This window comes from uncultured Methanobrevibacter sp. (assembly GCF_947166415.1).
GTDB lineage: Archaea > Methanobacteriota > Methanobacteria > Methanobacteriales > Methanobacteriaceae > Methanocatella.
In genome coordinates this window covers 1-14,944 of record NZ_CAMVEE010000038.1, presented here as the reverse complement: position 1 = coordinate 14,944, position 14,944 = coordinate 1, and the positions used below count along the sequence as shown (strand labels likewise).

General features: G+C 36.5%; 17 protein-coding genes. 7 read left to right on the top strand and 10 right to left on the bottom strand.

From position 1 onward, the window contains the following. The 5 genes from Q0W25_RS08000 to Q0W25_RS07980 form a co-directional block, all read right to left on the bottom strand. A partial coding sequence (locus tag Q0W25_RS08000; protein WP_298521000.1) for a 4Fe-4S dicluster domain-containing protein occupies nt 1-331 on the bottom strand: 331 nt, incomplete at its 3' end. Nucleotides 332-342: 11 nt separating this feature from the next. Beyond that, entirely contained in the window at nt 343-1,209 is an 867-nt protein-coding gene (porB, locus tag Q0W25_RS07995) for a pyruvate synthase subunit PorB (protein ID WP_298520998.1), read from the bottom strand. A gap of 2 nt (nt 1,210-1,211) precedes the next feature. Beyond that, nucleotides 1,212-2,357 (bottom strand): pyruvate synthase subunit PorA, encoded by a 1,146-nt coding sequence (gene porA, locus Q0W25_RS07990; protein ID WP_297826411.1) that lies wholly within the window; start codon nt 2,355-2,357, stop codon nt 1,212-1,214. Nucleotides 2,358-2,370: 13 nt separating this feature from the next. Continuing rightward, nucleotides 2,371-2,613 (bottom strand): pyruvate synthase subunit PorD, encoded by a 243-nt coding sequence (gene porD, locus Q0W25_RS07985; RefSeq protein WP_298520996.1) that lies wholly within the window; start codon nt 2,611-2,613, stop codon nt 2,371-2,373. A 14-nt stretch (nt 2,614-2,627) separates the two neighbouring features. Further along, entirely contained in the window at nt 2,628-3,149 is a 522-nt protein-coding gene (locus tag Q0W25_RS07980) for a pyruvate ferredoxin oxidoreductase subunit gamma (protein WP_298520994.1), read from the bottom strand. A 293-nt stretch (nt 3,150-3,442) separates the two neighbouring features. Between Q0W25_RS07980 and Q0W25_RS07975 the strand changes: the two genes are divergently transcribed. Then, the gene (locus Q0W25_RS07975) at nt 3,443-5,047 is read left to right on the top strand and encodes a dihydropteroate synthase-like protein (protein WP_298520992.1); all 1,605 of its coding nucleotides are present in this window, start codon (nt 3,443-3,445) and stop codon (nt 5,045-5,047) included. A 2-nt stretch (nt 5,048-5,049) separates the two neighbouring features. Here the strand turns inward: Q0W25_RS07975 and Q0W25_RS07970 are convergent, their stop codons facing one another. After that, the gene (locus Q0W25_RS07970; RefSeq protein ID WP_298520990.1) at nt 5,050-5,430 is read right to left on the bottom strand and encodes a hypothetical protein; all 381 of its coding nucleotides are present in this window, start codon (nt 5,428-5,430) and stop codon (nt 5,050-5,052) included. 122 nt (nt 5,431-5,552) lie between these two features. Here Q0W25_RS07970 and Q0W25_RS07965 point away from each other — a divergent pair, with 122 nt between their 5' ends. Genes Q0W25_RS07965 through Q0W25_RS07940 form a run of 6 tightly spaced genes read left to right on the top strand, consistent with a single transcriptional unit; the run spans nt 5,553 to nt 10,305 of the window. Then, nucleotides 5,553-6,407 (top strand): MoxR family ATPase, encoded by an 855-nt coding sequence (locus Q0W25_RS07965; RefSeq protein WP_298520988.1) that lies wholly within the window; start codon nt 5,553-5,555, stop codon nt 6,405-6,407. A 1-nt stretch (nt 6,408) separates the two neighbouring features. Then, complete coding sequence (locus Q0W25_RS07960; RefSeq protein WP_298520986.1) at nt 6,409-7,563, top strand: VWA domain-containing protein; 1,155 nt, start codon at nt 6,409-6,411, stop codon at nt 7,561-7,563. An 8-nt stretch (nt 7,564-7,571) separates the two neighbouring features. Continuing rightward, a complete protein-coding gene (locus Q0W25_RS07955) occupies nt 7,572-8,492 on the top strand; it encodes a TIGR00269 family protein (RefSeq protein ID WP_298520984.1) in 921 nt (306 codons plus the stop codon). Next, nucleotides 8,493-8,696 carry a MoaD/ThiS family protein gene (locus tag Q0W25_RS07950; protein WP_297827905.1) on the top strand — a complete coding sequence of 68 codons (204 nt, stop codon included), beginning with the start codon at nt 8,493-8,495 and terminating at the stop codon, nt 8,694-8,696. A gap of 2 nt (nt 8,697-8,698) precedes the next feature. Continuing rightward, nucleotides 8,699-9,559 (top strand): DUF89 domain-containing protein, encoded by an 861-nt coding sequence (locus Q0W25_RS07945; RefSeq protein WP_298520982.1) that lies wholly within the window; start codon nt 8,699-8,701, stop codon nt 9,557-9,559. Between the two features lie 8 nt (nt 9,560-9,567). Beyond that, entirely contained in the window at nt 9,568-10,305 is a 738-nt protein-coding gene (locus Q0W25_RS07940; protein ID WP_298520980.1) for an NAD(P)-binding domain-containing protein, read from the top strand. On the opposite strand, the gene Q0W25_RS07935 is transcribed toward Q0W25_RS07940, so the two are convergent. The 4 genes from Q0W25_RS07935 to mer all read right to left on the bottom strand — a co-directional run bounded on the left by Q0W25_RS07935 (nt 10,292) and on the right by mer (nt 14,300). Next, nucleotides 10,292-11,572 carry an adenylyltransferase/cytidyltransferase family protein gene (locus tag Q0W25_RS07935; RefSeq protein WP_298520978.1) on the bottom strand — a complete coding sequence of 427 codons (1,281 nt, stop codon included), beginning with the start codon at nt 11,570-11,572 and terminating at the stop codon, nt 10,292-10,294. The genes Q0W25_RS07940 and Q0W25_RS07935 overlap by 14 nt on opposite strands. 27 nt (nt 11,573-11,599) lie before the next feature. Beyond that, nucleotides 11,600-12,082: a DUF308 domain-containing protein gene (locus tag Q0W25_RS07930; protein ID WP_297827897.1), complete on the bottom strand. Its 483-nt coding sequence runs from the start codon at nt 12,080-12,082 to the stop codon at nt 11,600-11,602. Nucleotides 12,083-12,119: 37 nt separating this feature from the next. Further along, complete coding sequence (locus tag Q0W25_RS07925; RefSeq protein WP_298520975.1) at nt 12,120-13,202, bottom strand: archaeosine biosynthesis radical SAM protein RaSEA; 1,083 nt, start codon at nt 13,200-13,202, stop codon at nt 12,120-12,122. A gap of 138 nt (nt 13,203-13,340) precedes the next feature. Continuing rightward, nucleotides 13,341-14,300, bottom strand: coding sequence for a 5,10-methylenetetrahydromethanopterin reductase (mer, locus tag Q0W25_RS07920; RefSeq protein ID WP_298520973.1), 960 nt, complete (start codon nt 14,298-14,300; stop codon nt 13,341-13,343). Nucleotides 14,301-14,944 lie beyond the last annotated feature (644 nt).

The window sequence follows — 14,944 nt, the reverse complement described above, 5'->3', positions numbered from 1 at the left end:
CTTTAATACATGCAGGTCCTTCTTCTCTGTCAGCACAGAGGTCACATTTTTCAGCGATTTTATTTGTGAAGGTCATTGCACCAAATGGACAAACCATTACACATAATCCGCAACCGATACATTTTTCAGTATCGACACCATCATCGGTTATTGCTTCAGTAGGACAGATTTTTATACATGGTGCACTTTCACAGTGTTGACATACAATGGAATAAAAGGAAGAATCATATTCGATTATTTTTATTCTGCTAGCCTTATGGACTGATGCGCACATGTTTTCACAGTTGAGACATCCGTCACATAAATTGCTATTTACAACAATACTTTCCATTGTTATCCTCCTTATAATCCTAGTTCTTTACACTCTGCGTCGACATATTTTTGGATTTTTTCAATGTGTTCTTCATCTAAGTGTTTGAATCTTTTTTGCGGTGCTAAGTATTCTTTTACAGGTTTTCTTTCTTCAGGCCTGTAAGTGATTTCAAAGTTACCGTTTTCGATTTCATACAAGATCCATGATCCGGTTTCCACAGCCAGTCTACCCATTTCAATGGTTTTTTCTGAAGCGAATCCCCAACCGGTAGTACATGGTTGTTGTAAGTGAATGTATGCAGGTCCTTTGATTGATGCCGCTTTTTTCACTTTGTTGACGTAATCTTCAGGGTATGCGATTGATGCGGTAGCCACATAAGGAATTCCATGAGCTGCCATAATCATTGGCATGTTTTTCTTAGGTTTGTCTTCCCCGAAACTTGCAGTTCCATTTGGTGAAGTTGTTGTACTTGCACCGTATGGTGTAGCTCCACTTCTTTGAATACCGGTATTCATGTATGCTTCATTGTCGTAACAAATGTAAAGCATGTTGTGGCCTCTTTCCATAGCTCCAGATAATGATTGCAAACCGATGTCTACGGTTCCTCCGTCACCACCGAAAGCGACTACGTTAACGTCATCTTTTCCTTGAATTCTTAATGCACTTTCTACACCGGATGCTACTGCTCCGGAGTTTTCAAATGCAACGTGTATGAATGGAACTTCCCATGAAGTTTCTGGGTATGGTGTAGTCATAACTTCAAGACAACCGGTAGCGGAAATAGCTACAGTGTTTTCTCCTAATGCATTAAGAGCTAATTTTACAGCAATTGAAGCTCCACAACCAGCACAGCCTCTGTGTCCTGGTGCTAATAAATCTTTATCAGGTATATCCATATCTATTCCTCCCTAAGTCCAATCCAGGTGACATCTTGTTCTGGCACTTTTGTTTTTTCGTATGCTTCTAAAATTGATTCAGGTGTTATGTCTCTTCCACCTAATCCTGCAATAAATCCATAAATCTCTTTATCGATTTTAACTTTCATGTCTGAATAAAGTGCTCCACCAATTCCAAATGAGAAGTTTTTATCGATAACAGCTATTTTTTCACAGTCTTTGACAGCTTCTTTGATTGCTTCAACAGGGAATGGTCTGTAAGCTCTGATTTTAAGTAAACCTACTTTTTCACCTTTTTCTCTTAATTGGTCAACCATTACTCTAATGGTACTGCAAAGTGATCCCATTGCAACAAATATTATTTCTGCATCTTCGGTTTTGTATGGTTCGACAAGACCATACTGTCTTCCAAAGATTTCTGCGAATTCGTCGCATGTTTTTTGGATTACTTCCATTGATTTGGTCATTGCAACTTCCATGTCATGCCTTGCTTCAGTATAATAGTTAGGGTCAGCAAAGTTTCCAATTGACATAGGCTCTTTTGGATCAAGATATGCATGTTCCGGGACATATGGAGGTAAAAACTTGTCCACGCTTTCTTGATCAGGTATTTCAACAGGTTCAACTGTGTGGGTTAAAATGAATCCATCTAAACATACCATTGATGGAAGCAATACATCAGGATTTTCAGAAACTTTATAAGCCATTAAAGTTGTGTCCAATGCTTCTTGAGCATTTTCAACATAGATTTGCAACCATCCGGCATCTCTTTGTGCGATGGAATCTTGTTGATCGTTCCAAATGTTCAATGGTGCGGAAATTGCTCTGTTGGCATCTGCTAAAACAATAGGCACTCTCATACCTGCTGCTGCATATAAAATTTCATGCATTAACATTAATCCTTGTGAAGATGTTGCTGTAAATACTCTTACTCCAGCACCACTGGCTCCAACTGCAGCACTGATTGCACTGTGTTCTGATTCTACTTTAACATATTTGGCATCAATTTTCTCATCAGCAACATATTGGGCCAAATATTCTGAAATTGTAGTTTGCGGAGTAATTGGATAAACAGGAATAACTTGTGGTTTAGCTAATCTTACAGCTTCTGCAACTGCTTTATTTGAGGTCATTACTTCTTTTACCATTTAATCACTCTCTTTATTCTTTTACCATTTCGATTGCATCGGAAGGACATTCGTTTGCACAAATTCCGCATCCTTTACAGTAATCGTAATTAATATCGTGTTGTTTGTTTACACTAGAATCTGGACAAAATATGATACAATTGTCACAATCAATACATTTTTCTTTATCTAAAATAGGTTTGAATGTTCTCCAGCTTCCAGTTTTATTATTTTTACTATTACCGGGGGTTTTAATTACACATCCTATATTTACCATAATATTCACCCTTTTTATCCCATATCATAAGTTTTTTTAGTAGCTTCTACATTTAGCTCTCCAACTTTTCCAGGGAATGTTTCATTAATCACTTTTAGAAGTGATTCAATACTTACAGCTTGGGTTTTCTTAGCAAAGTAACCTAAAATAATAGTATTTACAATGTTACGACCTAACATGTCTAATGCAATTCCAGTTGCATCAATACTGTGAACTTCATGTTCACCGCTACCTTTAAAGCTTTCAGTATTTATAATAACTTCAGTATTGTCTTTTATTCCTGAAAATACATCTACTACATTCAGCAATCCATCATCTAGCACTAATACATAGTCTGGGTTATATATTTGATATCTCAAATCGATTGGCTTATCATCAATTCTTGTGAAAGCCATAACTGGAGCTCCCCTACGTTCAACTCCAAAGAATGGAAAAGCTTGGGAATATTTGCCGTCTTTGAATGCTGCTTTTGCTAAAATTTCAGCAGCAGTTACGGCACCTTGTCCGCCTCTTCCATGAAAACGAATTTCAATCATTAAATTTCCTCCATATATTTATCATGTATAATCATTATAAATTCCAAAATATATAAATTTTATGTAATACTTTTGATTTTAGATTAAATTTATTTAAATTAATTTGAATACTTTATTAGTTTTTTGTTTATTTTTTTAATAAGTCGTATAGTGTTTTATTTTGTTTTTTAAATGGGTTTATAACTTTTTTTTAACAAATCTTGTTATTTTTATACGATGTTTTTTTCAAAGTATTAATATACTATATGATGTTATAATATATTATTAGAAAATTGTTGAGGAGTTACTATATTATGAAAGTTTTAATAATTACGGGACATTTGGCATATCCTTTAATTAGTGAAGTGGTTTCAGATTCAAAGCAGGATATTATTGTGCACATTGCAGATAATACTCAGGTTGCGGCATTCTTAACTCCACGACAAATCATTAAAGAAATAAAAACTCATTTTTCAAATCAATTGGATGAAATTGACATGATTTTAGTGCCGGGTTTAATAAAAAAGGGAACAAGGGAAATTACAAAGGAACTTGGAATTCCCACATTTAAAGGATCAACTGACGGTGCGGACCTTGCAATGGTTCTGAATTTGATTGAAAACATCAATCTTTCAGAAGACAAGCCCGCCGACAAATTGATTGAAGAGGAAAAAAGAAAAGAGGCATTCAAATTCATTGAAGAATTCGAAAATGATGATGAGAACATTAAAAAGCTCCTTGAAAAGCCAAACAATATCATGATTGGAAAGCTTCCTGTCGGTGAAGATTTCCCGATGAGGGTATTGTCAGAGATAGCCAACGCTCCATTTTTATCAAAAGAGGCGTTAATCAACAAATGCCAGTATTTCGTTGATTCCGGTGCAGACATGATTGATATAGGTATGGCTGCAGGGGAAGATTTCTCAGATAAGATACCTGAATTGATCGAAACTTTGAGGCCGATTGTCGGCGACAGGCCTTTGAGCATAGACACTTTAAATGCCAAGGAAATTAAAGTTGCTGCAGAGCACGGAATTGATTTCGTATTGAGCTTGGATTTGGGTAACAATTCTGAAGTTCAGGACATCTTAAAAGAAAAGGGAATTCCTGCTGTTTTGCTTCCAACCAACTTTTCACAGGGAATTTCACCTAAGACTCCTCTTGAAAGGGTTGAAGCAATGCACCAATTAATCAAGGATACCGAAGGCCTGGAATATGTGGCGGATTTGATTTTGGATCCGGTAAACAGTTCAAGCATTGTTGAGTCAATAATCGCATGTCATGAATTCCACAAGACCAATAAGGCGCCGATGTTTTTCGGCGTAGGAAATGTGACTGAATTAATGGATGCTGATTCTGGCGGTGTAAACGTATTGCTTGCAGGAATCGGTATGGAATTGGGCGTCAGCATACTATTCACCCCGGAAGAAAGCGGAAAGACAAGAGGAAGCGTTTATGAATTGGCCACTGCATCCAAGATGATGTTTCTTGCAAAAAACAGAAAATCAATTCCAAAAGATCTTGGAATCAATATGGTTGTTTATAAGGACAAGCACAAAAGGAATGACATCATTTTAAATGAAAGGGATGGAATTCCAGAAATCACCCTTGAAAAACCGTTGAAATTTGTAAGGGACAGTGCAGGGAGTTTCAAAATCAGTGTCGATTATGCCACAACTGTCGAAAAGAGCAAAATTGTTGCAACTCATTTTAAGAAAAATAAAGCCGACCTGGTGATTGTAGGCCATTCAGCAAAAGAAGTATATGAAGAGATAATCACTAAAAATCTCGTTACCAGAATGGAGCATGCCGCCTATTTGGGTTCAGAACTTCAAAAGGCAGAAATTGCAATGATTACTGGAAAAGATTATGTTCAGGATTTTGATTTATTCAAAAATCCCGACCAGCTTAAAAATTAGTTTTAATCAAAATCTGATGGATCATATGTGGATTCAGACTGTCCTGCTTGAGGTGTGTCTGATTCAGTGCTTACACTAGCACTTGATGAGTCATCAGCAGTTGATTGTGCTGCTCCGCTTTCAGTTGATGTGACGGATTCACTTTCAATGTTTAAATTATTACTGTTTGAATTTTCCTGATTATTATCTGAATTTGGTGCTGCAACTCCTTTATCAGCGCTGTTAGCTCTTGATGCATTTATTTGAACAGAAGAATTTGCTCCATTTTCTATTGCAGGTTCTTTCTGAATGGAAATATTATTGCTGCTTATAAATACAAAAGCGCCGAGTACGAGAAGGATAATCACTATTAATGCAATGATTATTGCATTGTCGAGTTCCATGTTTTGCCTCCATTAATCTTATTATGATTATATTTGATTTCTTTTATCTTATAAAATATTTCATAAAATTTATATTATTTTATAATTATAGTTTATTTATAATAAAATTATAGGTGTTTTTATTGCAAGTTGATAATATTTCTATTAAAGACATAGATAAAAGTCTTTTAAAATCAGATTACGTTTCCAGCAGGGAAATTTCAACCACAATCTATTTATCATTCCTGCTGGGTAAGCCAATGCTCATTGAAGGCCCTCCTGGTGTGGGTAAAACAGAACTTGCCAAAGTAATTGCAAAATCATTCGATAGGGACTTTTTCAGGATACAGTGCTATGAAGGAATCACTTTCGAGCAAATCGTTGGAGAATGGAATTATCAAAAGCAGTTGTTGCATTTGGAAGCCGCCAAAAATGAGTCAAATAAGGAAGATAAAATATTTGATGAGGAATATTTCATTAGAAGGTCCTTGCTCACAGCATTCTTAAATGAAAAAGATTCCGTATTGTTGATTGACGAAATCGATAAGGCAGACGAGGAAGTCGAAAGTTTCTTGCTACAGGCATTGGGCGAACAGGAAATCACAATCAACGATTTGGGAACCTTCCAGCTTCAAAACGATTTGATTGTTATCTTGACCTCCAATTCACAAAGGTCTTTGCTTGATGAAACCAAGGACAGATGCCTGTTCTTATACATTCCATATCCTACAGTCGAAAGGGAAATTGAAATCGTCAAGTCCAAGATTCCAGATGCCGATGATGAAATCGTTTCAACTGTTGTTAAGTTGGTTCACAACATACGTAACCTTAACCTGATGAAAAAGCCGTCAGTAAGGGGTACTGTCGATTGGGTCAAATCAGTTTCCAATCTCGGAACAAAAAATCTTGAGGATTCTCTTGAAGACAGTATCGGTGTGGCCATCAAAAACGAAAGCGATAAGAAAAGAGTTCTTAAGGATGTATTGAGAAAAGGATAAGATGATTAAAAAGATTGCAGAATTATCAGCAGATTTAAGAGAACAGGGCCTTCCAGTAAGTATCAGAAGCACACAATCCGCTGTTCAGATTTATAAGACATTAGGCGAAACGGATCGTCAGCTATTAAAGACAGCCCTCATGGCCGTTTATGTCAAGGATAAGTATGACATCCCTAAATTCAACAAGGTTTTCGAAAAGATTTTCAAAACAGAATTTGAAAAGGAAGTGGATAAGCAATTGGAAAGAAGTAAATCTTACCGTGGGAGAGGTCCCAAATCCAATAAATACATCATTAAAAAGCAAAACAACACCTATCAAAAAATCAATAAGCAAAAAATGAAAAACGAGCAGTTGAAAATGTTGTCTGGCCAGCCTCTCTTGGATGAAGTCAAGCAGCTTGAAAGGGATGGTGAACTGCTGAACAAGGATTTGACCAAGCTCAACAGATTCGACCCGCGCATGCTCGAGATTTGCCAAAGATTGGGTAAAAGGATTGCAAATAAAAGATCTCGAAGAAAAATAAAATCAAGTTCCCACAAAATCGATATGCGCAGAACAATGAGAGCCAATTTGAAGTATGGTGGAGTTCCGATGGAACTCGTCAAGGCAAAGCCAAGGCCACATAAAAACGAACATTTATTCTTGAATGACATCAGCGGGTCCTGCGAATGGATCAGCAGCTGGTTTTTCATGCTCATGTTTTCAGCCCAAACAGCATTCAAACGGTCAAGAACCTTCGAGTTCGACAATAAGGTCATTGAAACCACAAAAGCCCTGAAAGAGGAATATCTGATTGACTCATTTGTCAAAGTCAGGGACTTGAGAGTAAAGAATATGATGGTCCACGGAACATCAGACATGTACAGCGCTTTCAAGCAGTTCCAGGAAAAGGCCAATATAAGCAACAAATCTTATATCATCATTCTCTCTGACTGCAGGGATTGGGCAGGGCCAAAAGTCCACGGCAAACCTGCCAGTGTAGAGCTTATTGAAGAGATGGCAAGGGATGCCAAGAAACTCATCATATTGAATCCCGAAGAAAGGAAAAAATGGGACATTGTAGACAGTTGCGTATCCTTATATGAAGATGCAGGAGCGCAGGTATTTGAAGTGAACACCCTAAATCAGCTTGCTCACTTCGTAGAACAGATGTAGGTAATATCATGAAGTGCAGTAAATGTGGAAATCCTAAAGTTATCATTAAAAAGGAACAGTCCGGACAGCTATTGTGCAAGGACTGCTTTATAGAGTCAATTGAAAAGAAAGTTAAAAAGACTATCAAAAAGGAGAAATTGCTCGATAAGGGAGATAAGGTTTTGGTAGCACTTTCAGGCGGCAAGGATAGCGTAACCACATTGGAAATTCTGGATACTTTTCGCCAAAGAAACATTATTGATATCTGTGCAGTAACGGTTGATGAGGGAATAGCCAATTACCGCCAGGGGGGTGTCGACATTGCTGTAAGGCATGCTCAAAGACTTGGAATAAAACACAAGGTCGTATCTCTTAAGGACGAATACGGCATCACTCTTGATGAAATCATGCAAAGGGACAACCATAAGGGGTCCTGCACATATTGCGGTGTTTTTAGAAGGACAATAATCAACAAGGCCGCTCGTGAAATGGGAGCTACAAAAATAGCCACAGGCCACAACCTGGACGATGAAGTGCAGGGAATCATGATGAACTATCTTGAAGGAAACACTGACAATTTAACCAAACTGGGTGCAAAAACAGAGTCAAAGGCGGAAGAATTCACAGTCAAAATCAAGCCATTAAGGGAAATTCCGGAACGCGAAATAGGTTTGTATGTTGTTGCAAAAGACCTTGAAGTTCACTTTGACAGCTGCCCTTACGCACAGCAGTCATTCAGGGGAGAAGTTTCAGAAGTCATAAATCAGCTTTCAGAAAATCACCCTACAATAAAATATTCCACACTCAGAGGATATGACAAAATCAAGGGCATATTAAAAAAAGAAATGCAAAAGGAATATAATCACGGAAGATGTGAAAGATGTGGAGAGCCTTCAGCAAACAGATTATGTAAGGCATGTTCATTTTTAGAGGAGTTAGGTTGTGATTAAATGTCATTTTTATTAAAATTCAAAGATTTGGAAGAGCAAAGAGAAATACCAAATGAAAATTACACAATTAAAGATTTGTTGAATGAATTGGAATTGTCTGCACAGACTATCGTATCCAAACAGAATGGAGAATTGGTTATAGAGGATACTGTAATCAACGAAGACGATGAAATTCAGTTAGTTCAAATAATTTATGGTGGTTAATTTTGAAGATTAGTTATGAATGCGGGCCATGTTTTTTAAGGCAGGCTAGGGAAGCATTGGACTTGTCATGTGATGATGATTTGCTTAAAATAGAAATTATGAATGACATATTCGATTTTTTGAGCGATAATTTCACAAGGAACACAAACTCAAACAAAACAGGTTCCATCATTCATGGAATGATTAAAAGCAAAACCGGCTGTGAAGATCCCTATTACAATGAGAAAATAAAAGGCAATGAAATCGCCTTGAGCTATTTGGATGACGTGAAAAAGATTCTAAAAGAAAATGACACTTTGGAAAGTTATGTGAAAATAGCAATCATTGGAAATATCCTGGACTTCGGAGCATTCACATTGGATGATGACATCGATGCAATCATCAATGAATCCCTGAAAAAGGATTTGGCAGTTAAGGACATTGAAGAATTTGAAAATTCCCTTAAAAAGCATGACAAGGTATTGTACCTGGTTGACAATACTGGAGAAATAGTTTTTGATAAGCTATTGATGGGCAAAATCAAGGAATATGGTGTCGATATAACTATTGCAGTCAAGTCAGAACCGATATTGAATGATGCATGCATGAAAGAAGCTATTGAAGCAGGACTTGATGAATTTGGTCAAATTGTCGAAATCGGTGCCGGAACAGTCGGATATGTAGATAGCGAAATTTCAGATGAGTTCAGGGAAATTTTCAACTCCCACGAATTCATAATATCAAAGGGAATGGGAAACTACGAAGGATTAACCGAAACAGACTTGTCCAATAAGGATATTTACTTTTTATTATGCGCCAAATGCAACACTATAGCTCGTGATATTGGGGTCAATTTAAAGGATATGCTTCTTTTTAAAAAATAAGTGATTTTATGATAATGGGATTCATTGGATTTGGAAAGGTTTCAAGAAACCTTGCAGAATTGATTGATTCGGATGATGTTGAATTCATCACTTCTATCGAAGGCAGGTCAGATTCAACAATCGAAAACATTGATGAATCAAAAATTGAAGTTTTGCCTACATTTAAGGAAGTTGCAGCCAAATCCGATATTTTGATATCAGCCACTTCGCCAAAAGCCGCTGCCGATGTGGCTAAGGCATATGGTAAATTCGTAAGTGGAATCTATTTGGATTTAAACAACATATCCCTCGAAACTACCCTTGAAATTGATAAACATGTCAAAAATTTGGTTGATGGAGCAATCATTGGAAAAATCGATTCCGACAATCCTACATTATACATTTCCGGTAAAACAGCTTCAAAATTACTGTTTTTAGATGAATTTTTGGATGTAAAGGTCATAAGTGAAAAAGCAGGTGATGTGGCGGTTTTGAAACTTCTCAGAAGCAGCTATACGAAAACCCTCACGGCGCTTTTGATTGAATCCTTTGAGATTGCACAGAAGCATGATTTGGAAAATGAATTCTTTGAAATAGTCTCATTAACCGAAGGGGATGACTTTAAAGAAAAATCATTGTCAAGAATCACCAATACCTTAAAAAATCCAAAAAGAAAAGCTGAAGAACTGGAAGAGATAATATCCTGTTTTGATGATGGCGAGCTGATAATGGTCAAATCAGCATTGGAAAAACTTAACCAATATTAACTTCAACCTTAAAACCTTTTTTAGCTTCTTTTATATGGCCTGCAACGGGAATGAAATGGGAATCCATAATGTACCTCAAATAGGTCACTTCCAGAGCAGGCAGCCTAAGATTTGTTTTGATTTTTTTGCCTTCGCTTTTGAACTGAACTGAAATCTTGCCGTTCTTGTCAACATAAAGGTCGGTTTCTATTCCTGCCTTGGTGATTTTAGTTTCAAATTTGGTGAGGTTCAAACCTGCATCTATGGTCATTGGAGGTTCATCGACAGTTATGTTTTCGCTTCTGAATCTGTCATTCGCTTCACGCGCTGAAATTCCTTCCTCACCCATGCTTGCAACATACCATGCCCTATCGATAACCCTTTGAACTTTCTGATTTTCAGGTATGACTCCTGTCTGCTCATAGCTTTTCATCAGGTCCATCACTTCTTTTTTTGTAACTTCCTCTTCGATTGCGCTGATTGCAAGGCGGGTCATCACAGGACCGTAATCTGATCTTCTGAAAACCGCCCAAATTGATTCGGGGTCTCTATAGACTCTTCTTTTAATGATTTCATTGATGGTTTTTCCATTCAGGTAAGCTATCTTTTCAAGGTTTCCCCTAGAGTATGTATTCATCCTTTTGTAAATCACATCCCAATTTCGTTTGCCTGGAACATTTCCCAAAGCTATTTCCCTTTGAAGGATTTCAAGGGTAGTCTTTGGAAGCAGTTCATACACTTCAGATGGGATTGCCATGCCGTTTTCGATGATTGACTGTCTTATGAGTCTTCCGGAGTATTTTGATTTGTCCGCCTCCTTGACTATATGGAATTCAAGTTGGGATCCGAGAAACTCATTTAATGCATACCAGCGTATCTCATTACGGTTAGTATAACTTTTCGGCATTCCGACAAAGTTTCCTTCATCAATGAATTTTTGGGCTTTTGATTTGATTTCATTCAAGGAGATGCTTGCAGAGGTGATGTAATCTGTAACCCCGTCATCTATCATCTGTTTAAGCCTGATTGGCACGCTATAGGATAATACCAGTCTGTGATGTAATCCTTCAAAGGACCTCACTTCATCCACTCCCAAAGCAAGTGCCATTTCACGACGCGCTTCAAAATTGACAAAAAAAGGAGCGTGGTTAGCGCTGTATCCTTTATTCAAGTAAACGACTAATTTTTTATCCTCTTTATCGGCAAGCTTACGTGCTTCCCTAATTAATTTTTCATGACCTTTGTGAACTGGGTCAAAATCTGCAGTAATTCCAATCAACTTAAACACCAAAAAAAGAAAAAAATTTTGGATAGGTTAGCTATCCTTTAATTTCAGAATACCGCTGATTACCAGCCATATTCCAATCAATGATCCGAGAACAATTGGATTTGAAAGATATGTTCCAATAATTATGTACAATACACCAAGAACTATTCCAGCTATTCCTGTGTAAAATCCATATCTGCTGCTGCGATTGTTTATAAGTGAAACCAATCCTACGATTATAAGCATTATTCCTGCAAAGTACATTGTGATTTCAGCCAAAAATCCAAGGATTGCTGGATTGAATATCAAACCAAGGCTTAGAATCAGCAGCACCATTCCTAAAATCAAGTCGAGTATTGCTCCACGGGTGTTGTAGTCCATTATTGCCACTCCAGCAACAAGCAGATAAATGGATACCAACAGCACTGACAATCCGATAAGGGAGCTGACTCCAACAAGTCCCATTACTGGGAATATAATAATGATCATTCCTAAAATAATAGCCAGTAAACTAACAAATTTACTTTTCATGTTTGCCTCCTAATATCTTATTAATATTTTAAATTATTTAATATAGTGGGATATGTTTTATTTCAACGGTAGAACCGTTCATATCTGAATTATTAATTTCAGCCAACCATTCGTTTTTACATTCACAATCATATTCGATTGGACTTTGAGTTAGGTTGTTCGCTATTATCATGTGCTTTAAATCCTTATTGCATTTTTTACAGTTATATGGTCCTCTTCTTGAACCGAATCCGGAAGTGTCTAAAAGTGCAGGTATGTCCAGTTCGCTTCTGACGGTATTGATTATTTTAACACATGACCAAATCCATGGCGGTTGGTATGCTCCCTTTCTCCAGAACCTTTCTATGACAGTTCCTCCATGAATTGTTGCAGGACAAAAGGAAAGCCTGTTGACTCCAATTGAATTGCAGTATCTTGCTGTTTCAACTGCCTCTTCAATTGCTTGAGCTTCAGATACCAGTATAGGTTTAACGAAGATATATGCTTTGGATTTTAAATTATAACCTTTAGTATCTTTCAGATTTTGCATTAATTTCACGGCATTTTCAAAATCATCACGTGTGAATCCCTTATTGATTTTTTTGAGTCTTGTGTAATCATTGGAAGTTTCAAGTCCAATGCTCACTTCGAATAATGTGTCTCCGATTATTTCAAAAATCTCATCAAGAACCTCTTCTTTCACATATTCCGGTCTGGATTCAACAATTATCTCAGTCACGTTTCCCATATCCATCAAGGTTTTAAGTATTTCGTCACGAGCATCCTTTGGAAGTTCGTATGGATTTAGAAAACTGCCTGATGCAAACAGTTTCACAGAAATCCTATCCTCTTCATCTATTGGATGTCTGGAAAGATGATCATTAAAAATTTTAAGGATTGTTGGTGTGTCGATTGCCTCAAGGGTACAGTCTGAGACATAGCTACACATTGTACATCCTCCGCTGTCACCGAGTGCCCATGCACAGCCGGGAGTAGGCAAGATTACGAATAATGTTTTTGCAACACCATCATATGTCAAATCATCATTATACCAGCTTGCTCCAACCTGTTCTGGAGTTTTTGGATCTTTTCGCTCAAAAGCTTGTGCTCTAATTTCTTTTGTTAACTTTTCAATTTCCATTATAATACCTGCAATGTTATAATTATAATATTATATAGTTAGATTTTTTTATAATTAAAAATTATTGTTGCCAAAAAGAAGTAGTTAATAAGTTGTGTATAATGGTTTAAAAAAATAAAAAAGAAAGAGAAAGCAAGTTTAGAAACTTGCGATTACTTCTCCTAATAATTTAATGGATTCTTCTACGTTTTTACCTACAGGGGAACCTGCTACGTATTGAGTTACACCCATTTCAGCTAAGCCTTCAATTTTTGGAATGAACTCATCAGGAGTACCACATACTGAGAATGCTTCGAGAGCTTCGTCAGTTACAGCACCGATAGCTCCACCGAAGTCACCTTTAGCTAAGAATTCACCCATTTGGGTGTTGAATCCTTCAGGTAATCCGTGTCTTTCGATAACTGGAGGTGGGGAACCTGCTGCAATAAATGCAACTACGATTTTAGCTGCGTTTTTAGCTGCGTCAGAGTCAGGTCCGATTGAAGTTGCAGTGTATGCACCTACATCGAATTCTTTTTCGCCAGCTGCTTCGATTCCTTTTTTGATCATAGGCATAGCTGCTTCGTAATCTTTAGGGTTGGAAGCGTTAATTAATACACCATCTGCGATTTCTCCAGCGGTTTCTAACATTTTAGGTCCTTGAGCACCCATGTAAATAGGGATGTGTTCTTGTACAGCTTTTACTCCACCTAATGCTGCTCCGCCTTCAGTTTTTCCACCTGCTAATAAGGTGTTGATGTCAGCTACAGCAGCTTTGATAGTGGATACTGGTTTAGTCCATTCAATTCCTAATGAATCGAAAGTAGCTTTGTCACCAGGACCAATACCGAAGGTTGCTCTTCCGTTTGAGATTTCGTCAATGGTTGCAATTGCAGAAGCTGAGATTGCAGGGCTTCTTACGTATGGGTTGGTTACACCAGGACCCATTTTAATGGTTTCAGTGTTTGCTGCAAGTAATGCTAAGGTTTCGTATACGTTTTTATTGTTGTAGTGGTCTGTGATCCATGCGTATTCAAAACCGACGTCTTCTGCTAATTTTACTAATTTTACAATTTCATCCAAAGGTTGATTTGGTACGAATTCTATACCGAACTTCATATTTTATCACCAATATAAATTTAGGTTATCAATATATAAAGTAATTTTTATTCGAATTAGATAGAAAATTTTATATATTATCATGTTTTTTGTTTTGGGATATGTCCAAAAAATGAGGTGTATTAAAAAATTTATTTTTAGTAATAATTGATTGTTTGAAATTCTGGCAATTATTACTCATAATAAATGGATTTGAAGATATTGGTTATTTATCGAATTAATTTTATTTAATTTTATATTTTTAAGTATTTTCTTATTATAAAGATTATTAAATATTATTTTAAAAATTAAATATTAATTGCAATATTTTTCAATTGATTTTGTCAATATAATTTGTGTCTGTATAAGATGTGCTATGTGTTTTATGGCGTTGGTTTAAGTCTTATTGTATATCACAATTATGACTATGATGACTGCTTTTCCGCATATAGCTATATTTTATCATATTTATTGTATTAATTAAATTGTTAATTATTCTATGAATGTGCTTTTGTGAGTACTTGAGTTTTTTCGGGTATGATGTAAGTTTTGTAGATGTGGTGAAATTTGATTATAGAAACTTTTGTATCAAATTTTAAGTGTATTATTACTCGTCTATATTTTTTTATGTGTACTTCATAATCTTAGTATTATGTCTGTTATGT

Bases quoted from the DNA above. Each gene is read 5' to 3' on its own strand.
- porB (WP_298520998.1), bottom strand. From the start codon at position 1,209: ATGGATATACCTGATAAAGATTTATTAGCACCAGGACACAGAGGCTGT.
- porA (WP_297826411.1), bottom strand. From the start codon at position 2,357: ATGGTAAAAGAAGTAATGACCTCAAATAAAGCAGTTGCAGAAGCTGTA.
- porD (WP_298520996.1), bottom strand. From the start codon at position 2,613: ATGGTAAATATAGGATGTGTAATTAAAACCCCCGGTAATAGTAAAAAT.
- Q0W25_RS07980 (WP_298520994.1), bottom strand. From the start codon at position 3,149: ATGATTGAAATTCGTTTTCATGGAAGAGGCGGACAAGGTGCCGTAACT.
- Q0W25_RS07975 (WP_298520992.1), top strand. From the start codon at position 3,443: ATGAAAGTTTTAATAATTACGGGACATTTGGCATATCCTTTAATTAGT.
- Q0W25_RS07970 (WP_298520990.1), bottom strand. From the start codon at position 5,430: ATGGAACTCGACAATGCAATAATCATTGCATTAATAGTGATTATCCTT.
- Q0W25_RS07960 (WP_298520986.1), top strand. From the start codon at position 6,409: ATGATTAAAAAGATTGCAGAATTATCAGCAGATTTAAGAGAACAGGGC.
- Q0W25_RS07955 (WP_298520984.1), top strand. From the start codon at position 7,572: ATGAAGTGCAGTAAATGTGGAAATCCTAAAGTTATCATTAAAAAGGAA.
- Q0W25_RS07950 (WP_297827905.1), top strand. From the start codon at position 8,493: ATGTCATTTTTATTAAAATTCAAAGATTTGGAAGAGCAAAGAGAAATA.
- Q0W25_RS07940 (WP_298520980.1), top strand. From the start codon at position 9,568: ATGATAATGGGATTCATTGGATTTGGAAAGGTTTCAAGAAACCTTGCA.
- Q0W25_RS07930 (WP_297827897.1), bottom strand. From the start codon at position 12,082: ATGAAAAGTAAATTTGTTAGTTTACTGGCTATTATTTTAGGAATGATC.
- Q0W25_RS07925 (WP_298520975.1), bottom strand. From the start codon at position 13,202: ATGGAAATTGAAAAGTTAACAAAAGAAATTAGAGCACAAGCTTTTGAG.
- mer (WP_298520973.1), bottom strand. From the start codon at position 14,300: ATGAAGTTCGGTATAGAATTCGTACCAAATCAACCTTTGGATGAAATT.